Here is a 20,098-nt window from a genome sequence, read left to right on the forward strand (position 1 = left end):
TTAATTTCTCAATGGTTTTCCTTTCGTCAACATAAACTGAATTCTTTCCAAAGTTTTTCTTTCGCCGCAAAGCTGTAAGAAAGTTTCTCGTTCAAGATTCAATAAATATTGTTCGGTGACAACGGTTGGTTCCGAAAGGTTACCACCTACAAGAACGTTGGCTAATTTATCCGCGATTAGTTTATCGTGTTCCGAAATATATTTTCCGGTTAACATTTGGTCTGTTCCAACCAGGAACATTCCCAGCGCGTCGCGACCTAAAACTTTTACTTTCTGTTCAATTGGCTGTGTATAACCGTGTTCTGCTAAACTTAAAGCCAGCATTTTTGCAGTTTTAATCTGGCGGTTTTTGTTTACCACCACGATGTCTTTATGGTCTTCCAAAATTCCCATGTCGTAAGCTTCGTAGGCTGAAGTCGCTACCTTTCCCATCGCGATGTTCATGAACATATCGCGTAATCTGTTGTTTTTAACATCATCAGAGTGGAATTCTCTTGAAACTCTCAGCGCCATTTCTTTGGTGCCACCACCGCCGGGAATTACACCAACTCCGGTTTCCACCAAGCCGATATAGGTTTCAGCTGCTGCAACAACGCGATCTGCGTGCATCGTCATTTCGCAACCACCACCAAGTGTCATTCCGTGTGGTGCAACGATGACAGGAACTGAGGAATAACGAACGCGCATCATCGATTTCTGGAAGTAGGCGATTGCCATATTCAAATCATCCCAATCCTGATCGATTGCCATCATTAAAATCATGGCTAAATTGGCTCCGACGGAGAAATTTGCGCCTTGATTTCCGATTACCAAACCGTCATAATCTTTTTCGGCGAGGTCGATTGCGCGGTTCAAACCGTCCAAAACTTCACCGCCAAGCGAATTCATTTTCGACCGAATTTCAAAATTGATGATTCCGTCGCCTAAATCCTGAATCGCAGAACCGGAATTGCTCCAAAGCGTTTTGTTTTTTCTGATATTATCTAAAATGATGAAATCTTCCTGTCCCGGAATATTGGTGTAATTGCCGGAATTTTTATCGAAGTAAATGCTTTGACCTTCCTCATTAACTTTATAGAAAGATTCTACATTTCTTACCCAGTCCGAAACTTCATAACCGGCTTCCTTGGCAAGTTCAATTCCTTTTTGAACGCCAACAGCATCCCAAATTTCGAAAGGACCATTTTCCCAACCGAAACCAGCACGCATCGCATCATCAATTTTGTAAACTTCATCAGAAATTTCCGGAACTTTATGCGAAACATACGCGAACAAAGCACCAAGTGATTTTCGGTATAATTCTGCAGCCTTATCTTTTCCGCCGATGAGAACTTTAAATCGGTCGATCGGTTTATCGATATTTTTTGTCAGCTCCAGCGTTGGAAATTCAGACTTTCCCTGAAGTTCGTACTCCATGGTGTCTAAATTCAGCCCATGAATTTCCGATTTACCTTCCGCGTTTTTAATTTTTTTGTAGAAACCTTGTTGAGATTTAGAACCCAACCATTTGTTTTCTACCATTTGCTGTACGTAATCCGGAAGTTTGAAAACGTCGTAATATTCGGTCGCTTCCATATTACTTTCACGAACGCCGTTCGCAACCATGACCAAAGTATCCAGTCCAACTACATCTGCAGTTCGGAAAGTTGCAGATTTTGGTCGGCCAATAATTGGTCCGGTAAGTTTATCAATATCAGAAACGCTTAAGCCTAAACCTTTAATCTCATGCAGCAAATTCATCATCGAAAAAACACCGATTCTGTTCGCAATAAATGCCGGCGTGTCTTTCGCTAAAACCGTGGTTTTTCCCAGAAATTTTGCCCCATATTCCATGTAAAATTTAATAATTTCAGGATCAGTTTCGGGCGTTGGAATAACTTCTAAAAGTGGCAAATAACGAACTGGATTAAAGAAATGCGTTCCCGCAAAATATTTTTTGAAATCTTCGCTGCGTCCTTCAATTAAAAAATGAATCGGAATTCCGGAAGTGTTTGAAGAAACCAAAGTTCCCGGTTTTCTGTGCTGTTCAATTTTCTCATAAACCGATTTTTTGATGTCGAGTCTTTCCACCACAACTTCAATAATCCAATCGGTTTTTTTAATTTTTTCCAAATCATCATCGAAATTCCCGACCGTAATTCTCTCCGCAAATTTCGGTGAATACAAAAGCGCCGGACTGGATTTCTGTAATTTCACAAAATTCTCTGTCGCAATTCTGTTTCTTACAATTTTATCATCTTTGGTCAGACCTTTTTTCAGCTCTGCTTCGGTCAGTTCAAAAGGAATAATATCCAGCAAAAGCACCTGAACACCGATGTTGGCGAAATGTGCGGCAATACCGGACCCCATAATTCCTGAACCGAGAACCGTTACGTGTTTAATTCGTCGTTTCATTGATTTTTATTTTTTGTTATTTAATTCGTTTGCAATTTTCAAGATGTCGTTCATTACGTTTTTAAAAATTTCCAGCTTTTCAGCCGGTATTTTTTCTGCAACTTTTTTATTAAAGGTTACCACCGCGTCTTTTGAAAGATTTCGTGAATTCAAACCTTTTTCGGTGAGTTTTATAATAACTTCGCGTTTATCGGTGGTGGTTTTCTCTTTGTAGATGTAGCCGTTGTCTTCCAAAAGCTTAATGATTCGCGTCAGCGAAGTAGGCTCAATCGCCATTTTCGGTCCGAGATTCGTGCTTCTCGTACCGTCTTTCGGATCGATTTTTAAAAGGGTAAGCGCCTGTACGGCGGTCGCGTCGTGATCTTGCGCCAATTCCGAATACATTTTCGAAACGGCAAGCCAAGTAGATTTCAAAATAAGATCTACATTTTCAACTTTATCAGCAGTAGGTTTGTTCATAATATCTTAATACCTGGTTTAATCCAAAGATAGAAAATATTATGCATGCATAGTATATCGCTGAAGTTAATAATTTGTTAAATGTTGATGCTCAGCGTTTTAATCGATATGATTTGCATAGTACTATGCATGCATAATACTTTAAAAATGCTGAAAAAATCAAGTATTAATAACGTTTTGAAAGGAACTGTCCGATTTCGGTAAAAGATGCGCAGTTTATTTGTAAATCATCGCTGGAAATTACCCAAATGCTGTTCTGAAATGTAAATTCAAGTTCAGAAAGGTTTTTTGGGAAGTTTTTTTGCAGAAAAGAGTACAGCATTTCTTTGTGTAAATCCGGCGCTGCGATTTTCGGTGGAATGAAACTTTCTGTAAAATCGAAAAGTCCGGGATTCAGCAATTCGTCATGTTTCAGCAAAATTTCTTCCGCAATTCCGGCTTCAATTTTTTGGTCGTGCAGCAGCCAAATTTTGTTTGCGAATTCTTTTGCCAAACGCCAGTCGTGCGAGGAAAAAAGAATCAGTTTGTTTTTTGCTTTAGCCAGGTTACGAAGAAGTTTCAGGATGATGATTTTGTTTTCTTCGTCCAAATGCGTTGTCGGTTCATCCAGAATGATAAAAGGAGAGTTTTGGGCCAAAGCGCGGCCAATAAATGCTTTTTGAAGATTTCCATCAGACAGTTCGTGCAGCGGAAAATCAGCGTAACTGCTTAAATTTAAACTTTTAATGATTTCTTCAACTTCCTGTTTGTCAGCTCGATTTAGTTCAAAATAGTATGGATAATGAATATATTTTCCGAATGAAATTAAATCGCGCAGTGTATAATTTTGCGGAATTGCAGACTTCGAAAAAACAACCGTGGTATTTTCCGCAATTTGCTGATGCGTGCTGATTTTGATGTTCTGTCCATTAATAAAAATTTCGCCTTGTAACAGCCGATTTTGGTTTAAAATACTTTTAATCAAAGTGGTTTTACCCACGCCGTTATTCCCGATCAATAAGCAGATTTCGCCCAAATCCAAAGAGGTGTTGACCTCTTTGATTAAAGGTTTCCGGTAACCGATCGTGGCATTTTTTATTACTAAAAACATCTTTAATTTTTTCGGCGCTATTTGGCTAAATTTTTCTGCTTTTCAACATCATCATTAAAATGACCGGAATCCCGAAAAGCGAGGTGATTACATTCAACGGAAATTGCGTGCTTTCGGAAATGATGGAGAAAAATTCCATGATTAAAATTCCTAAAAGCATATTTAAAATCCACTGTTGCCAAAGTTTTGCGGGATTGTAAATCATACGCGAAAAGTGCGGAACCACAATCCCTATGAATAAAATTGGACCTAAAAACGCCGTCACAGAAGCGGAAAGGAGCGATGAGGCAATAATAATTAAAAATTTCAAGCTTCGTAAGTTCACGCCTAAACTTTGCGCATACGCAGAACCTAAAGAATTTCCGATTAAAGGTTTTATGCTTTTAAAACTTAAAATCAATCCAAAAAAAACGATAGCTACCAAAATATAAATCTGGCTTCGCGAAACCTGATTATTAGCGCCAAAACTCCACAGAATATAGTTTTTTAAGCTTTGGTTTTCCGCGTAAAACTGCAAAATCGAAACAACGGCGCCCGCCAGAGCAGAAACCAAAAATCCGAAAATGATGAGGAAAGATTTATCCTGAAATTTACCCGAAAAAGCCAGCAAAATAAACATTAAAACTAAACTTCCCGTAATGGCGGAAAAACTCAGAAAACTGTTTTGAAGGAATTCTGGCAGCAGAAAATCCTGCGAAAAAAAGATGTAAAACGCTACGCTCAAACTCGCAACCGACGTAATTCCCAAAACCGACGGTCCTGCCAGCGGATTTTGAAAATATTCCTGCAGCAAAAAACCGGAAGTTGGTATTGCCACGCCCGCCAAAAGCATTACGATAACCCGGTTTACGCGCAATTGTGCAATTTGTGAATTTGCAGAACTTGACGAGAAAAAATCAGAAAAATTTAAATTGAGAAATCCGATATTCAAATTCACGAAAAGCGAAACGATAATTCCAATGACCAATAATAAAGTCAGGATTTTAAAATCTTTGGTCATTGCTGAAGATTTCTCAATTTAAAAATTTGCCGTTAAAACCGCCTTTTTTTTCAAAATGGCTTTTGCGATTATTGGTGAATTAATTGAAAGAATTTAATTTTTCGGTAAGCATTTCCTCGCTCATTGAACCTAAAGTTTCATCGGTTTTATCGCCTTTTCTCATTAGTGTAAACGGGATTGCGCCGCCGTCCCATTTCTTGAAATTTTTTGGGAAGAAATCCGGTGTTATTTTAGAACCGTCCAAAAGCACCACGTTCGGTGAAAGTTGAAATTTTTCTACGAATTTAGGTACCACTTCATCCCAATCCGAACGCTCATCAAGACTTACAAAAGTGAATTTTACTTTTTGGTCTTTCATCTCCGCCATTTTCGCTTTAAAATGCGGAATTTCTTTTACACAAGGTCCACACCAGGTTGCGAAAAAGTTTGTTACATATAAAGTGTCATTATTTTGTTTGCCCAGCATTTTCGAAGCTTCTTCCGGCGTCCATTCGACTTTATTGAATGGTAGGGCTACTTCTTTAACTTCATTTACCACCACTGCAGAGGAATCTACGGTGCTGGAATCTGTGGTTTCCTCGACTTTCGTTTCTTTGTTACAAGACACGATTATGGTGAGAAGCAGTAAGCTTGAAATGATTTTTTTCATTTTATTTTTGTTATTTTTGAGTCATTAAAATCATGGAAAATCTCTCATCTAAGGCCCGACAAATAGAATTTCACAGGCTAAAATTAACGAAAAAGGAACAACTGACCAAAAGCATCTTTTCGCTGGAATTTGAAATTCCTTCGGACTTGAAAGCAAAATACAGTTTTGCAGCCGGCCAGTATGTTTCAGTAAAATTTTTGTGGAATGGCGAATGGATTCAGAAAGATTTTTCGATGACTTCAGCGCCGTTTGAAAAAAAAATCGCTTTAGGAATAAAGGTCAACAGCAACGAAAGTCCCGTTAATACCTTGATAGAAAATATTCAGGTAGGTGGAGAAGTTGAAGTTTCGGTGCCGCGCGGGCGTTTTACTTTGGTTTCAAAACCACACGAATTCAGGACAATTGTTGGTTTTGCCGGCGGCATCGGCATCACACCTATTTTAAGCCATTTTAAAAATATCTTGCACAACGAACCACGCACGCGACTTTTTCTGTTTTATGGAAACAAAACCGCGGCAGATGTTGCTTTTGGTGAAGAACTGGAACAATTAAAATTTAAATATCACGACCGTTTTGAAGTTTATCATTTTTTTTCGCGAGAAAAAGTCGGCAACGGGATTTATGAAGGCAGACTGGATGAAAAAAAAGTTGCGCTTATCATTAACCAATTTCTTTTGCTGGATGATACCGACGAAGAAAGCACGATTTGGGACGCCGTGGACGAAGTGCTGATTTGTGGTAAAGGCGAAATGATAAAATCTTTGGCAAACGCTTGCTACAAATACGGAATTCCGAAAAAAAATATTCACTTTGAACTTTTTGAAGAATTTAACGAAGATATTTTTCCGGTTGAAAAAGAATTTCCTTTGCTTGAAAACATCGAAGTTGGATTTAAACTTCTGGGAATTCACCACGAAACCACTTTAGCAAATAATAAAATGCGTCTTTTGCAGCAGCTTTTAATTCAGGGTTTTCCGGTGCCGTATTCCTGTAAATCCGGAATTTGCGGCAGCTGCGAATGCATTTTGGAAGACGGCGAAGTGGAATTGCTGGAAAATGAATATCTGACAAAAAAGGAGGAATCAGCCGGTAAAATTTTAGCCTGCATGTCGGTGGTTTTAAGTAAAAAAATTAAAGTAAATTTCGATTTGGTTTAAAGTGGTTTGAAGAAAATTTTAGACATAATAAAATCATTTTTCAGTTTGGTAGAAATTGGAATTTTGTTGATGATTCTCGCAAACATTTGGGTTTACGCGGTCACCAACGGACGAACTTATACCAAAATTTCTAAAATCCCACCGCGCGAAACAGCTTTGGTTTTGGGAACTTCACCAAAAATGCGCTCCGGACTTTCCAATCCGTATTTTACTTCGAGGATGAACGCCACGGCGCTTCTATACCATCACGGAAAAATCCGGAAAGTCATTGTTAGCGGCGAAAAAAGCCGTGGTTACGACGAGCCCGCCGCGATGAAAAATTACCTTGTTTATCAGGAAGGCGTCCCGGCGAATATTATTATTGAAGATCCAAAAGGTTTTAAAACCCAAGCAAGCATAAAAAACTGCATGGAAGTGTATCACGAAAAAAATGTCATCATCGTATCGCAGGGTTTTCACAATTTGCGCGCTTTGTTTTACGCCAGAAATAACGGCATGAATGCGCTGAGCTTTGATGCGCAGGACGTTTTGGCAAATCAAAGTTATTACAGAAATCAGTCACGGGAATTTTTGGCTCGCGTTGTGGCGGTGATTTATTACATTTTCAACATCGAAAAAGATCCGATAAATCAGCTGTAAATTGTGGTGATTTCCGCGGAGATTTGGCGCAAAATCCTATATTTGTAAAAACAAATTTATGCTCGTTATAGGAATTGCTGGCGGAACCGGCTCCGGAAAAACCACTGTAGTCAACAAAATTTTACAGCAACTCAATACCGAAGGTGTAAACGTGCTTTCCCAGGATAACTATTACCATGACAACCAGCATCTTACCTTGTCTGAAAGGGAAATGCTGAACTACGATCATCCGAAATCTATAGATTTCGAATTGCTCATAAAACACGTAAAAGCTCTGAAAATGGGCGAAAGTATCGACCAACCTTTGTACTCTTTTGTAACACATTCACGTACCGGTGATCATGTTTCCATTGAACCGAGAAATGTTTTGATTGTGGAAGGAATTTTGGTTTTGACGAATCCTGATCTTTTAAAAGAATATGATCTTAAAGTTTTCGTTCATGCGGATTCTGATGAAAGATTAATTCGCAGGATTCGCCGTGATACGCAGGAAAGAGGTCGCGATTTGCAGGAAGTTCTGCACCGTTATCAGACGACTTTGAAACCGATGCATCAGGAATTTATTGAACCATCGAAAAATGAAGCTGACCTTATTGTGCCGAATATGAAGCAAAACACGGTAGCTATTGATTTTCTTTCCACCGTCATCAACAATACGCTGAAAAAAACACATTAAAAAATGGAAGATTTAATAAAAGAAATCAAGCCGAAATCAGCCGGTATGAAATTCTTTCAAAAGTTTGTCATCAATAAATATTTTGTGACCATTTTTTTGTTTTTGGTTTGGATGGTATTTTTCGACAGTACGTCGTTTTTGGTTATCAATGAACTGAACGGCGAAGTCAATAAATATGAGGACCAACTTGCTTATTATCAGTCAGAATACAAGAAAAATGACGATTTTTACAAAAAGCTGATGAATAATAAGGAGGAAAAAGAAAAGTTTGCGCGCGAAAATTATTTCATGAAAAAGCCGAACGAAGAAATTTTTATTTTGGTTGTCGACAGCGCGAATGCCGTAAAAAAATAAATTAGAACAATTTTTTGGCTGCAAAATGACGGTTTTTTTGTGAATTTATAAAGTAAAATATGTTTGAAAAAGTAGCGCTGCAGGATTGGGAAAATCTGGTTAAAAAGCAGCTAAAAACCGACGATATTTACAAGGTTTTGTCCAAAGACAATCTAGAAAATATTACCGTAAAACCATATTACGACACGGTTGAAAATCCGTTACCGAATTTACCAAAAGTTGAAGAATCGACCCATCTAGTTTCGAAATATCATGAAAGTGCGGAAGAAAATGTTTTCGCTTTTCTGCTCGACGAAAACGTGGAAGATTTAACCGAAAAAGTAATTTTCGTAAATAATGCCGATTTAGCTGAACATATTTCGCTGGAAGACACCAACCGTTATTTTTCGCTCATCGATATTTTTTCCGGTGAAAATGGTGAAATTAATGAGCAATTGGGCAAAGAACTTTTAGCAAAAAATTTCGAAAGAAATATTGCAATTGATATTTCGCTGCAGCAAAATGCTGGCGCTTCCATAATTCAGCAACTTGCATTCGCGCTTGGAAAAGCTAAAGATGTGGTAGAAATTTTTGGTGCGGAAATTCTATCAAAATTAGTTTTCAAAGTAGCTGTCGGCAGCCATTACTTTTTCGAAATTGCAAAAATTCGGGCTTTAAAGCTGCTTTTTTTTCAGTTTAGCAAAGCGTATAATTTAGAAGAAATTCCGTTTATTTTTGCGGAAACGACCTTAAGAAATAAATCGAAAGCTGATGCTGAAAATAACCTTATCCGTTCTACATTAGAACTTTCCGCTGCCATGATTGGTGGTGCTGACGCAGTTTTCAGCAACGATTATCAGCTTGAAAAATCCAATTCGGTTTCCGAGGAAATTTCGTTTAAACAGCAAATCGTTTTGGCGTATGAAAGCATAATTAATGTTTTCGACGACGCGGCAAACAGCAGTTATTTTGTGGAAGATGTCACGCAGCAACTCGCAACAAAATCGTGGCAAGCTTTTCTGGAAATGGAAGAAAATGGCGGTTATTGCGAGCTTTTGCAAGCTGGAAAAATTCAAAACCAGATTTATGAGCACGCGGTAAAAGAGCAAAATTGGGTGGAAGAGGGTAGAATAAAAATCATCGGTGTGAATCTTTATCCGAAATCTGAAAAGAAAAAATCTGCGGAACAAATGTATTCGAAAAGCGAAATTAAAGCGGTTCGTTTAGCGGAAATGTTTGAATAAAAATTAGAAAAAAAGCGCTGTTTTGGCGGTAAAAAATATTCTTAAAATAGAAATACAGGATTATATCAATGCAAATCTAAACACAGATTTGCATTCTTTATTGCTGAAAAAATCGCCGTTTCCCGAGGTTTCGATGCAGGAAATTGTGCAGCAGATTAAAGGTAAAAAAGTTGCGCAGAAAAAATTTAATTTTTTGCTCAAAGAAGGTGTTATTTTTCCACCGAACTTAAATTTGGAACAGGCGTCTTCACAAGCAACGGCGGAATTTAAAGCTAAAAATCTTTCCGGGAAAAGCTTTGTTGATTTAACTTCAGGTTTTGGAATTGACGCTTACTTTCTTTCCCAACATTTCGATGAAATTATTTTGGTGGAACAAAATTCGGGACTGCTTGAAATCGTAAAGCATAATTGGAAAATTCTGGGCAAAAAGGCCGTTTTTTTTAATAATTCTTTAGAACAGTTTATAGCGGAAAATCATCGGAAATTCGATTTGGTTTATCTGGATCCGGCGCGACGAGACGCGCAGAAAAACAAAAAATTTCTGCTCGAAGAACTGTCGCCGAACCTTTTAGAAATTCAGGAAAATCTGCTCAAAATAGCGCCAAAAATTTTGGTGAAACTTTCACCGTTAATCGATATTTCTTATCTGATTTCGGTGTTGAAAAATATTTCGGAAATTCAGATTATCGCAGTTAGAAATGAAGTAAAGGAACTTTTGGTTGTTTTGGAGCCGGAAAAAAATTTGGTTTCACCGGAAATAATTTGTACTAATTTAGAAAGCGAAGACGCAAATTTTTCATTTAATTATGACGAAGAAAAATCGGCAGTTTCAGCTTTTTCAGAACCATCAAAATATATATACATCCCGAATAACGCGGTTTTAAAATCGGGTGGTTTTAATATTTTATCTGAAAAACTAAATATGCTTAAACTTGCACCAAACACGCATTTTTACACATCAGATGATTTAATCGAAAATTTTCCGGGAAGAGTTTTAGAAGTCGAAATCATTGATTCCAAGCAAATAAAAAAAGGGGAAAGCTTCAATATAATTTCTAAAAATCACCCGCTTTCGCCGGAAGAAATTAAAAAGAAATACAAAATTAAAGATGGCGGCAGCCGCTATTTAATTTTCACCCAAACGCAGAAAAATAAAATTATTTTTAGGTCTTTTTAGAAAAACCTGAAATTTCTTGGGCAAAATGGTAATATTTCATACTTTTGGAGCAGCAAATTTTTTAAAGATACATCTTAATCAAGTAGATATGAAAAAAGTAATTTTAGGCGTTGCAATAGCGGGTTTGGCGATGAGTTGCCAGAAAATTCAGCCAGGCGGCAACAAGGCAATTTTGCAGATGGAGGAAGGTACGGAGCATTACGGTTACGATATGGTGACCAATACGCCATCTACCGCGGTGAAAAGCACCAAAACCACAGCAGAACTTCCGGCAGGTGATTCTTTGCGAACTGCGACTATCGGCGCAGTGGAAATCTCAAAAGACAGCACACAGCAGACAACGCCCGCAGAACCTGCTGCTACAGAAACGAAATAACCATTATTGGAATATATTAAGGAAATGTCTTGCTTCTGCAGGACATTTTTTTTATTTTTACAAGATTCGTGAAACATTAAAAATTTAATAAAAATATAATGCAGGAAACATTAAATTACATTCAGGAAAATAAGCAGCGCTACGTAGATGAACTTTTCGAGTTGCTGAAAATTGCTTCCATCAGCGCCGATCCAGCTTATAAAGGTGAAGTGCTGAAATGTGCTGATGAAGTTGCCACTTTCTTGAAAGAAGCCGGGGCAGATGCCGTGGAAGTTTGTCCTACAAAAGGTTACCCGATTGTTTACGGCGAAAAAATCACCGATAAATCTTTGCCGACGGTTCTTGTTTACGGTCATTACGATGTGCAGCCGCCGGATCCGCTTGAGCTTTGGAAAAAACCACCTTTCGAGCCTTATATTGAAAAAACCGAACTTCACCCTGAAGGCGCTATTTTCGCGCGCGGTTCTGCGGATGACAAGGGCCAGTTTTTCATGCACATCAAAGCTTTTGAAGCCATGATGAAAACCAATACTTTGCCTTGTAACGTGAAATTTGTTTTCGAAGGCGAAGAGGAAGTTGGCTCCAAAAATCTTGAAGGTTTTGTTAAAGAAAATAAAGAGAAATTATCATGTGATGTTATTTTAATTTCCGATACGCATATTTATTCTAATGATCAACCAACTGTTACAACCGGTTTGCGAGGTTTAAGTTATGTTGAAGTTGAAGTTGAAGGTCCGAACCGCGATCTGCATTCCGGGCTTTATGGTGGCGCGGTACCAAATCCAATTCACGTGTTGTCTAGAATGATTGCAGATTTAATCGACGAAAACGGTCATATTAAAATCGATGGTTTTTACGATAATGTGGAAGAGGTTTCTACGGACGAGCGCGCCGAAATGAACAAACTGAAAGACGATCCGGAAAGCTTTAAAAAATCAATTGGTTTGAGTGGAGTGGAAGGCGAGACAGGTTTCACCACTTTAGAAAGAACTTCCATCAGACCGACTTTAGACTGCAACGGAATTTGGGGCGGTTATATCGGTGAAGGCGCCAAAACTGTAATTCCGTCCAAAGCATTTGCGAAAATCTCAATGCGTTTGGTCCCGTACCAGACTCCGGACGAAATCACCGAAAAATTTACTGCTTATTTCAACAAAATTGCGCCAGACAACGTGAAAGTAAAAGTTACACCACATCACGGTGGCATGCCATACGTTTTGCCTAGCGACACCAAAGAATTTGCTGCCGCGAAAAAAGCCATGGAAACTGCTTTTGGTAAAGAAGTTTTACCGTATAGAAGTGGTGGAAGTATCCCGATTACAGCAATGTTTGAAGAAGTTTTAGGTTCAAAATCGGTATTGATGGGCTTTGGTTTAGATTCCGACGCGATACATTCGCCAAATGAACATTACGGTTTGTACAATTTCTACAAAGGAATTGAAAGCATTCCGCTGTTCTTCGAAAATTATGCGAAAGGATAATTTTGAAAAAAAACGCCTCTTTTGGGCGTTTTTTTCTCTTTTAGAAAGATAATAGTTATTCAGAAATAATTAAAAAATAAGCCTTTAAAACGGCAATTTTTAAATTTTAAAAAATTAAAATATAATGGAAAATAAAGTCGCTTATATAACAGGTGGAACAAAAGGAATCGGTTTGGGAATTGCGCAAGTGCTGCACGATCATGGAATTACCGTGGCAATTTCAGCAAGAAATAATGACGATGCGCTGAATGTTGCTGCAGAATTGTCATCAGCTGATGCTCCGGTTTTTGGTTTGAGTTCCAACGTTCGAAATTTTGAAGATGAAGAAAAAGCCGTCGCGGAAATCATTAATAAATTTGGCAGAATTGATTACGTTATCGCGAATGCAGGAGTGGGGATTTTCAAGCCGGTTGATGAACTTTCGCTGGAGGATTGGTCTGCGATGATTGACACCAACCTGAACGGAATTTTCCATACGCTGAAAGCTTCGGTGGAAGAACTGAAAAAATCTGAAGGTTATTTTATCACAATTTCCAGCCTTGCAGGCACTAATTTTTTCGAAAAAGGTGCGGGTTATAATGCTTCGAAATTTGGTGCGGTCGGTTTTACACAAGCCGCAATGATAGATCTTCGAAAATATAATATCAAAGTTTCTACCATTATGCCCGGTTCTGTTGCAACTCACTTTAACGGCCACACCCCGTCCGATGCCGACAGCTGGAAAATTCAGCCGGAAGACATCGGACAGTTGGTTTTGGATATTTTAAAAATGAATCCGCGCACCTTACCAAGCAAGATTGAAATTAGACCTTCAAAGCCAAACAGTTAATTATGTAACCAATATTAAATATTAAATGTACTATGCATGCATAATATATTTTTTATTTATCTTAGCAGAACTTAAAACAAAAATATTCGCACATGAAAATATTAGTTTGTATCAGTAGTGTTCCAGATACTACGTCTAAAATTAATTTTACAGCAGATAAAACTGCTTTTGACAAAAACGGCATTCAGTGGGTGATTAATCCGTTGGATGAATTTGCGCTTACAAAAGCCATTAAATTGCAGGCAAGTGGTGCTACAGTAACAGTTTTAAATGTTGGTGAAGCTTCTACCGAAGCAGTGATCCGAAAAGCTTTGGCAATTGGTGCAAATGATGCAATCCGCATAAATACGGAGCCAAAAGACAGCTTTTCTGTAGCTAAAGAAATTGCAAATGTTGCTAAAGACGGCAATTATGACCTTATTCTTTGTGGCAAAGAGTCTATCGATTATAATGGCGGTTCAGTTCCGGGGATGGTTGCACAATTATTAGACCAGCCTTTTGTTAATGCATGTGTTGGTTTAGAAGTTAACGGTGCTGAAGCAACTGCAATCCGTGAGATTGAGGGTGGTAAAGAAACCATTTCGGTAAAACTTCCGGCGGTTATCGCGGGACAGAAAGGTATGGTTGATGAAAAAGACCTGATTATTCCTAACATGCGCGGAATTATGTCGGCAAGAACCAAACCTTTGCAGGTTTTGGAGCCCGTAAGCACTGAAGTTCGTGTTGAAGCGGTTTCGTACGATTCAGTTCCGGCAAGAGCTGCGGTGAAAATGATTTCTGCGGACAACCTGGACGAACTGGTAAGATTACTTCACGAAGAAGCGAAAGTAATTTAATTTTAAATTTTTAAAAACACCTAAAATGGCAATATTCGTATACGCTGAAAATATAAACGGTATTTACAAAAAGGCAGCTTTTGAAGCAGTTTCTTACGCAAAATCAATCGCTGAGAAAAACGGCGAGTCTGTAACTGCGGTTTCAATAAACCCAACCGACTCTTCCGAGCTATTATATAAATATGGCGCGGAAAAAGTAATAAATATTAAGGATGAAGGTCTGAAAAATTTCAGCGCAAAAGCTTACGCACAGGCAATGAATGAAGTGGCAGACGGCAACATTATCGTATTTCCTCACACCACAGACGCTTCTTCGGTAGCACCAATGCTGGCGGTGATGAAAGATTTTTCCTTAATCACCAACGCTTTGGAAACTCCGGAAAGTCTTTCACCTTTTCAGGTAAAAAGACGTGCGTTTTCCGGTAAAGGCGTGATGCACGCAAAAGCTGATGCTTCCGGTGTAATCGTAACGGTTTCTCAAAACGCTTTCGGCGTGAAAGAAAATCCGGTTGCAGGTTCCGAAGAAGTTAAAGATTTAGCAGTAACTAATGAAGACACCAAAGTCTTGTCGCATGAACAAAGCTCCGGAAAACTGGACTTGAAAGAAGCGGAAGTCGTAGTTTCTGCCGGTCGTGGAATGAAAGGTCCGGAAAACTGGGGAATGATTGAAGATTTAGCAGCAACTTTAGGTGCAGCTACGGCTTGTTCAAAACCTGTTTCGGATATCGGATGGCGTCCTCACTCTGAGCACGTGGGCCAGACCGGAAAAGCAATTTCACCAAATCTTTATATCGCCGTTGGTATTTCGGGTGCGATCCAGCATTTAGCTGGGGTGAACTCTTCAAAAACCATCGTGGTGATAAATAATGATGCGGAAGCACCGTTCTTCAAATCTGCGGATTATGGAGTAGTTGGGGATGCTTTCCAGATTATACCGGAATTAAATGCAAAAATTAAGGCTTTAAAAGGCTAAAAAATTCCATTTCAAATAATGAATAAAACGCTGGAATTGCTCCGGCGTTTTTTGTGCTTAAAAATATCCGGTTAAAAATAGGTTTTTTTTACTATTGCTAAAAAAATAGTACATTTACTAAAGAAGCAAATATATTAACTGATTAAATATAAACAATGGGCATGTTCGTTTGGAATATGGCAATTTCATTCCAGATATTGTTTATTATTTTAAGCAGTGTAATTTTCGCCTATCTGCGCGACAAAACTTTCAGATATTACATGCTTTACAACAGTTTTCTGCTGTTGTATCTGTTAACGCGCGACGATTATACGTACTTCACTTTTGAATATTGGGTGGCAGATTTTCTTGGTTTTAGAAATGCCGAGGTATTTACGCATATTCTGAACTTTTTTATTCAGATTATCTTTTACCATTTTTACTCGCTTTTTGCCCTTCATTTTCTGGATTTAAACCGACTAACGAGGAAATATTTTTTCACGGTGGTGAAAATTTTACGGGCTTTATTGCTGTTTTTTTTCGTTTTCGGCATTATCACGTATTACTTAACAGACTCCGATCTGTATATTTCGCTGTACACTTTCCTGTATTTGCCGATCATGCTGACGATATTTGTGATTACGGTGATAAAAGCTTCAAAATATTCCGACAAACACAAGCATTTTTTTCTCATTGGGGTTTGCGCGTACGTAGCTTTTGCGCTGACTTCCTTTATCGGAAGTTTTGTTCCGTCGCTAAATATTCCTCTTCCGATGGCCTTTTTTTACACCGGAATTGCCATTGAAACCATATTTTTTAGCCTCGGGCTCGCTTATAAAGTGAAACTCATTAATGATGAAAGAAACCGCGTACGAAATTTGGTGACGCGCCATAAACATCAGCAGCATATTACGAAACTTCAGGGCTTGCTTGAAGGTGAAGAAACCGAAAGAAAACGTTTAGCACAGGAACTTCACGATGGAATTGCGGGCGATCTGTCGGCAATAAAATATAATTTGAACAATTTAAAAGTCGAAAATAGAATTTCGGAAAAAACCGAACTTTTAGACGATATTTTAGTCACCATTGATAAATCCTGCCGGCAGATCCGCGAAATTTCTCACAATCTTTCGCCGTCTTCAATTGCTAATTTTGGTCTTTTTGGCGCTACAGAAATCCTCTGTAAAAACATTGAACAGCTGTATCACATCAAAATAGATTTTACCTTCCCCGAAGAGGAACTGGAACTTGCTAAAAAGACTGAAATTCATGTTTACCGGATCATTCAGGAATTGCTGAATAACGTTGTAAAACATTCCGAAGCAAAAACCGCCAGCGTTGAAATTTTATATAACGAGCCGTACTTGATGATTACCGTAAAAGACGACGGAAAAGGCTTTGATGTGCATGCCGTTTCCAACGGAATTGGACTCAGCAATATTCTTTCGCGTGTACGATTTTTAAATGCGAGGCTGAAAAGGGAAAGCAGTCCAGCGGGCACGCAGTTTATGATTACCGTTAATTTAAACCAGTTTCCGGAAGACTCAGAAGCGGAAAATTCCGCCAAAAATGCATTAAAAACCGCGAAAAAAAATTCTTAATCTAAAAAATCAATTATATTTGTACTTATGGATTATAAAAAACTAACCATTCGCGGAATTTCGTACAGCCAGACGCAATCCGGTGCTTATGCACTGCTTCTGGAACACGAAGAAAGCAATGTAAAACTTCCTGTAGTCATAGGTAATTTTGAAGCGCAGGCGATCTCGCTCGGTTTAGAAAAAGATATTCACCCGCCGCGCCCGCTAACGCACGATTTGTTCTCGAAATTTATTTCTTCAGCTAATTACGAAATCACTTCGGTGATCATTTATCAGATTATCGACGGTGTTTTTTTCTCCAACATCAATTTTAAAAATAAAGAATCCAACGAAGAATTAATTATGGATGCGCGCACTTCCGACGCCGTAGCGATGGCGGTTCGTTTTGAAGCACCAATCTACACAACCCAGCAGGTTTTAAGCGAAGCCGGTATTCTTTTGGAACTTGAAGATGTTTCTAAACAGGATACACCATATGAAGAGGTTTCGGAAGGAAATTTATCGAGTTTAACACTCGAAGATTTACATAAACTTCTGGAAGATGCCGTAAAAGATGAAGATTTCGATGCTGCCTTGGAAATCCAGGAGGAAATTAAGCGGCGCAAAAAGAAAATAGACTAATATCACAACGATTATATGAATTTAAAATTACGTCTTACCGTACTGTCTTTTTTACAATTTTTTGTCTGGGGCGCGTGGCTTATCACCATAGGAGTTTATTGGTTCGGTACGAAACAGTGGGGTGGAGAAGAATTTGGGAAGGTTTTTGCTACTTTAGGAATCGCTTCGCTTATTATGCCCGCTATTACCGGAATCATCGCCGACCGTTGGATCAATGCAGAAAAACTCTTCGGAATACTTCATATTTTTTACGGAATTACCTTGTGTTTTTTACCGGCGGTCACTTCACCGGACAATTTCTTTTGGGTGATGCTTTTGGCAATGATGTTTTATATGCCAACCATTTCACTTTCCAATTCCATTGCATATTACATTCTGAAAAATAACAATTATGACGTGGTGAAAGTTTTCCCGCCGATTCGGGTTTGGGGAACTATTGGTTTCATCGCCGCGATGTGGATTACCAATTTAACAACAGGTAATAAAGATTCCGGCTCTCAATTTTATATTGCCGCTGTTGTCGCGATTTTTTTAGGAATTTACGCATTTACTTTACCGAAATGTCCACCGCAAAATTTAATTCCGGAAGATGCACCATTATCTGAAAAATTAGGCTTAAATGCTTTTTCGCTGTTCAAGGATTACAAAATGGCGCTTTTCTTTTTGTTTTCAATGTTTTTGGGTGCGGCGCTTCAGCTTACTAATATGTACGGCGATACGTATCTGTCGGATTTCGGAAAAATACCGGAATATGCTGACAGTTTTGTGGTAAAACGCTCAACATTAATAATGTCCATTTCCCAGATTTCAGAAACACTGTTTATATTGGCAATTCCATTTGCTTTAAAAAGATACGGTATTAAAAACGTAATGTTGATTTCGATGTTTGCCTGGGTTTTACGTTTCGGTTTTTTCGCCTATGGTGGACCGGAAGGTTTTGGTTTAGGTTTGATAATTCTTTCATGCATCGTTTACGGAATGGCGTTCGATTTCTTCAATATTTCAGGTTCACTTTTTGTTGAAACCACTACTGATTATAAAATTCGCTCTTCAGCTCAGGGACTTTTCATGATGATGACCAACGGTTTTGGTGCCATTATGGGAAGCTTGCTCAGCGGCTGGCTTATTCAGGAATTTTTCACCCATGAAAACGGTGATAAAATGTGGCACGAAATCTGGCTGGTTTTTGCGATTTACGCATTGGTGATTGCGCTGCTGTTTAGCGTGATGTTTAAGCATAAACACGATCCTGAAGCAGTTGCAGATTTAACACTTTAATTAATTTGCCCTTAAAACACACTTTTTTCAGAGTGTGTTTTTTTTTGTAATTTGGCGTACTCTAAAATTTAAAAATAAATCAAATGAAAGAAGTATTCATCGTATCTGCAGTGCGGACTCCAATGGGAAGTTTCCTGGGAAGTTTAGCTGATGTTCCTGCAACAAAACTAGGTTCAACTGCGATTAAAGGTGCTTTAGATAAAATTAATCTTGATCCGAAACAGGTTCAGGAAGTGTATATGGGAAATGTTTTACAGGCTGGCGAAGGTCAGGCTCCTGCAAGGCAGGCTGCGATGGGTGCAGGTTTGTCTAATGAAACACCAACAACCACTATCAACAAAGTTTGTGCTTCCGGAATGAAAGCGGTAATGATGGCTGCTCAGTCCATTAAAGCTGGTGATCAGGATGTAATCGTAGCGGGTGGAATGGAAAATATGTCTTCTGTACCGCATTATTTCAACGCCAGAAAATCGACCAAATTAGGTGATGTAAAAATGACGGACGGAATGGTACACGATGGTTTAACAGATGTTTACGGAAAAGTACACATGGGAGTTTGCGCTGAAAAATGTGCCGCAGAACATGGTTTTTCGCGTGAAGATCAGGATAATTTTGCAATTGAATCTTACAAAAGATCTGCAAAAGCCTGGAGCGAAGGTAAATTTTCTGATGAAGTGGTGCCGGTAGAAATTCCGCAAAGAAAAGGTGATCCAAAAATTTTCAGCGAAGACGAGGAATTTAAAGCTGTTAATTTCGAAAAAATTGGCACTTTAGCAACCGTTTTTCAAAAAGAAAACGGAACTATAACTGCTGCAAACGCTTCAACATTAAACGACGGCGCCTCTGCGTTGGTTTTGATGTCAAAAGAAAAGATGGAGGAGTTAGGTCTAAAACCTCTTGCCAAAATTATCTCTTACGCTGACGCTGCGCACGAACCGGAATGGTTTACCACCGCACCGTCGAAAGCGTTGCCAATTGCTTTAAGGAAAGTAAGTATGAAACTTTCCGACATCGATTATTTCGAGTTCAATGAAGCTTTTTCGGTTGTAGGTTTAGCTAATAACAAAATTTTAGGTCTTGATGCTGCTAAAGTAAACGTAAATGGTGGCGCGGTTTCTTTAGGTCACCCGCTTGGAAGTTCTGGTTCCAGAATTATTGTGACTTTAATTAATGTTTTAAAACAAAATAACGGTAAATACGGTGCAGCTGCAATATGCAACGGTGGCGGCGGCGCTTCAGCTATTGTAATTGAGAATTTATAAACAATAACCACTTAATAACCAAGCCATTAAGAATTACTGTGGAT

The 20,098-nt window shown here is 38.6% G+C and carries 20 protein-coding genes; 15 read left to right on the forward strand and 5 right to left on the reverse strand.

Annotated elements, in window-relative coordinates; all coding sequences use genetic code 11:
- From OA84_RS07165 to OA84_RS07185, 5 genes are all read right to left on the reverse strand, one after another.
- Complete coding sequence (locus OA84_RS07165; protein WP_039344195.1) at nucleotides 1-2,394, reverse strand: 3-hydroxyacyl-CoA dehydrogenase/enoyl-CoA hydratase family protein; 2,394 nt, start codon at nucleotides 2,392-2,394, stop codon at nucleotides 1-3.
- Nucleotides 2,395-2,400: 6 nt separating this feature from the next.
- Nucleotides 2,401-2,853, reverse strand: a complete 453-nt coding sequence (locus tag OA84_RS07170) for a MarR family winged helix-turn-helix transcriptional regulator (RefSeq protein ID WP_039344197.1) — start codon at nucleotides 2,851-2,853, stop codon at nucleotides 2,401-2,403.
- A gap of 166 nt (nucleotides 2,854-3,019) precedes the next feature.
- On the reverse strand, nucleotides 3,020-3,943 hold the full coding sequence (locus tag OA84_RS07175; RefSeq protein WP_039344198.1) for an ABC transporter ATP-binding protein: 924 nt from the start codon (nucleotides 3,941-3,943) through the stop codon (nucleotides 3,020-3,022).
- 25 nt (nucleotides 3,944-3,968) lie between these two features.
- Nucleotides 3,969-4,943, reverse strand: coding sequence for an iron ABC transporter permease (locus OA84_RS07180; protein WP_039344200.1), 975 nt, complete (start codon nucleotides 4,941-4,943; stop codon nucleotides 3,969-3,971).
- Nucleotides 4,944-5,022: 79 nt separating this feature from the next.
- Nucleotides 5,023-5,592 (reverse strand): TlpA family protein disulfide reductase, encoded by a 570-nt coding sequence (locus OA84_RS07185; protein ID WP_039344201.1) that lies wholly within the window; start codon nucleotides 5,590-5,592, stop codon nucleotides 5,023-5,025.
- A gap of 32 nt (nucleotides 5,593-5,624) precedes the next feature.
- Here OA84_RS07185 and OA84_RS07190 point away from each other — a divergent pair, with 32 nt between their 5' ends.
- From OA84_RS07190 to OA84_RS07260, 15 genes are all read left to right on the forward strand, one after another.
- Nucleotides 5,625-6,749 carry a 2Fe-2S iron-sulfur cluster-binding protein gene (locus OA84_RS07190; RefSeq protein WP_039344202.1) on the forward strand — a complete coding sequence of 375 codons (1,125 nt, stop codon included), beginning with the start codon at nucleotides 5,625-5,627 and terminating at the stop codon, nucleotides 6,747-6,749.
- Between the two features lie 69 nt (nucleotides 6,750-6,818).
- Nucleotides 6,819-7,388 (forward strand): SanA/YdcF family protein, encoded by a 570-nt coding sequence (locus OA84_RS07195; RefSeq protein WP_156965067.1) that lies wholly within the window; start codon nucleotides 6,819-6,821, stop codon nucleotides 7,386-7,388.
- Between the two features lie 40 nt (nucleotides 7,389-7,428).
- Entirely contained in the window at nucleotides 7,429-8,064 is a 636-nt protein-coding gene (udk, locus tag OA84_RS07200) for a uridine kinase (protein WP_394332718.1), read from the forward strand.
- Between the two features lie 3 nt (nucleotides 8,065-8,067).
- Nucleotides 8,068-8,418 carry an FtsB family cell division protein gene (locus OA84_RS07205; RefSeq protein WP_039344205.1) on the forward strand — a complete coding sequence of 117 codons (351 nt, stop codon included), beginning with the start codon at nucleotides 8,068-8,070 and terminating at the stop codon, nucleotides 8,416-8,418.
- Nucleotides 8,419-8,477: 59 nt separating this feature from the next.
- Entirely contained in the window at nucleotides 8,478-9,641 is a 1,164-nt protein-coding gene (locus tag OA84_RS07210) for a methylmalonyl-CoA mutase family protein (RefSeq protein ID WP_039344206.1), read from the forward strand.
- Between the two features lie 22 nt (nucleotides 9,642-9,663).
- Nucleotides 9,664-10,818, forward strand: a complete 1,155-nt coding sequence (locus OA84_RS07215) for a THUMP-like domain-containing protein (protein ID WP_039344207.1) — start codon at nucleotides 9,664-9,666, stop codon at nucleotides 10,816-10,818.
- 88 nt (nucleotides 10,819-10,906) lie between these two features.
- Nucleotides 10,907-11,194: a hypothetical protein gene (locus tag OA84_RS11220; RefSeq protein ID WP_052252144.1), complete on the forward strand. Its 288-nt coding sequence runs from the start codon at nucleotides 10,907-10,909 to the stop codon at nucleotides 11,192-11,194.
- 98 nt (nucleotides 11,195-11,292) lie between these two features.
- Complete coding sequence (locus OA84_RS07225) at nucleotides 11,293-12,675, forward strand: dipeptidase (RefSeq protein ID WP_039344208.1); 1,383 nt, start codon at nucleotides 11,293-11,295, stop codon at nucleotides 12,673-12,675.
- 124 nt (nucleotides 12,676-12,799) lie between these two features.
- A complete protein-coding gene (locus tag OA84_RS07230; protein WP_039344210.1) occupies nucleotides 12,800-13,504 on the forward strand; it encodes an SDR family oxidoreductase in 705 nt (234 codons plus the stop codon).
- A 92-nt stretch (nucleotides 13,505-13,596) separates the two neighbouring features.
- Nucleotides 13,597-14,340, forward strand: coding sequence for an electron transfer flavoprotein subunit beta/FixA family protein (locus tag OA84_RS07235; protein ID WP_039344212.1), 744 nt, complete (start codon nucleotides 13,597-13,599; stop codon nucleotides 14,338-14,340).
- A gap of 25 nt (nucleotides 14,341-14,365) precedes the next feature.
- Entirely contained in the window at nucleotides 14,366-15,313 is a 948-nt protein-coding gene (locus tag OA84_RS07240) for an electron transfer flavoprotein subunit alpha/FixB family protein (RefSeq protein WP_039344213.1), read from the forward strand.
- A gap of 161 nt (nucleotides 15,314-15,474) precedes the next feature.
- Nucleotides 15,475-16,893, forward strand: a complete 1,419-nt coding sequence (locus OA84_RS07245; protein WP_169743482.1) for a sensor histidine kinase — start codon at nucleotides 15,475-15,477, stop codon at nucleotides 16,891-16,893.
- Nucleotides 16,894-16,920: 27 nt separating this feature from the next.
- Nucleotides 16,921-17,514, forward strand: a complete 594-nt coding sequence (locus OA84_RS07250; RefSeq protein ID WP_039344216.1) for a bifunctional nuclease family protein — start codon at nucleotides 16,921-16,923, stop codon at nucleotides 17,512-17,514.
- A 15-nt stretch (nucleotides 17,515-17,529) separates the two neighbouring features.
- Complete coding sequence (locus OA84_RS07255; protein ID WP_039344218.1) at nucleotides 17,530-18,792, forward strand: nucleoside permease; 1,263 nt, start codon at nucleotides 17,530-17,532, stop codon at nucleotides 18,790-18,792.
- Between the two features lie 83 nt (nucleotides 18,793-18,875).
- Nucleotides 18,876-20,054, forward strand: a complete 1,179-nt coding sequence (locus tag OA84_RS07260) for an acetyl-CoA C-acyltransferase (RefSeq protein WP_039344220.1) — start codon at nucleotides 18,876-18,878, stop codon at nucleotides 20,052-20,054.
- Nucleotides 20,055-20,098: the final 44 nt, after the last annotated feature.

Origin of the sequence: Kaistella solincola (genome assembly GCF_000812875.1) — a bacterium.
In the GTDB taxonomy this organism is placed as follows: domain Bacteria; phylum Bacteroidota; class Bacteroidia; order Flavobacteriales; family Weeksellaceae; genus Kaistella; species Kaistella solincola.

Excerpts from the sequence above, each read along its gene's own strand:
- OA84_RS07250 (WP_039344216.1), top strand. The coding sequence starts at position 16,921 with ATGGATTATAAAAAACTAACCATTCGCGGAATTTCGTACAGCCAGACG.
- OA84_RS07260 (WP_039344220.1), top strand. The coding sequence starts at position 18,876 with ATGAAAGAAGTATTCATCGTATCTGCAGTGCGGACTCCAATGGGAAGT.
- OA84_RS07210 (WP_039344206.1), top strand. The coding sequence starts at position 8,478 with ATGTTTGAAAAAGTAGCGCTGCAGGATTGGGAAAATCTGGTTAAAAAG.
- OA84_RS07190 (WP_039344202.1), top strand. The coding sequence starts at position 5,625 with ATGGAAAATCTCTCATCTAAGGCCCGACAAATAGAATTTCACAGGCTA.
- OA84_RS07185 (WP_039344201.1), bottom strand. The coding sequence starts at position 5,592 with ATGAAAAAAATCATTTCAAGCTTACTGCTTCTCACCATAATCGTGTCT.
- OA84_RS07225 (WP_039344208.1), top strand. The coding sequence starts at position 11,293 with ATGCAGGAAACATTAAATTACATTCAGGAAAATAAGCAGCGCTACGTA.
- OA84_RS07245 (WP_169743482.1), top strand. The coding sequence starts at position 15,475 with ATGTTCGTTTGGAATATGGCAATTTCATTCCAGATATTGTTTATTATT.
- OA84_RS07195 (WP_156965067.1), top strand. The coding sequence starts at position 6,819 with ATGATTCTCGCAAACATTTGGGTTTACGCGGTCACCAACGGACGAACT.
- OA84_RS07255 (WP_039344218.1), top strand. The coding sequence starts at position 17,530 with ATGAATTTAAAATTACGTCTTACCGTACTGTCTTTTTTACAATTTTTT.
- OA84_RS07240 (WP_039344213.1), top strand. The coding sequence starts at position 14,366 with ATGGCAATATTCGTATACGCTGAAAATATAAACGGTATTTACAAAAAG.
- OA84_RS07165 (WP_039344195.1), bottom strand. The coding sequence starts at position 2,394 with ATGAAACGACGAATTAAACACGTAACGGTTCTCGGTTCAGGAATTATG.
- OA84_RS11220 (WP_052252144.1), top strand. The coding sequence starts at position 10,907 with ATGAAAAAAGTAATTTTAGGCGTTGCAATAGCGGGTTTGGCGATGAGT.
- OA84_RS07205 (WP_039344205.1), top strand. The coding sequence starts at position 8,068 with ATGGAAGATTTAATAAAAGAAATCAAGCCGAAATCAGCCGGTATGAAA.
- OA84_RS07170 (WP_039344197.1), bottom strand. The coding sequence starts at position 2,853 with ATGAACAAACCTACTGCTGATAAAGTTGAAAATGTAGATCTTATTTTG.
- OA84_RS07230 (WP_039344210.1), top strand. The coding sequence starts at position 12,800 with ATGGAAAATAAAGTCGCTTATATAACAGGTGGAACAAAAGGAATCGGT.
- OA84_RS07175 (WP_039344198.1), bottom strand. The coding sequence starts at position 3,943 with ATGTTTTTAGTAATAAAAAATGCCACGATCGGTTACCGGAAACCTTTA.
- OA84_RS07180 (WP_039344200.1), bottom strand. The coding sequence starts at position 4,943 with ATGACCAAAGATTTTAAAATCCTGACTTTATTATTGGTCATTGGAATT.
- OA84_RS07235 (WP_039344212.1), top strand. The coding sequence starts at position 13,597 with ATGAAAATATTAGTTTGTATCAGTAGTGTTCCAGATACTACGTCTAAA.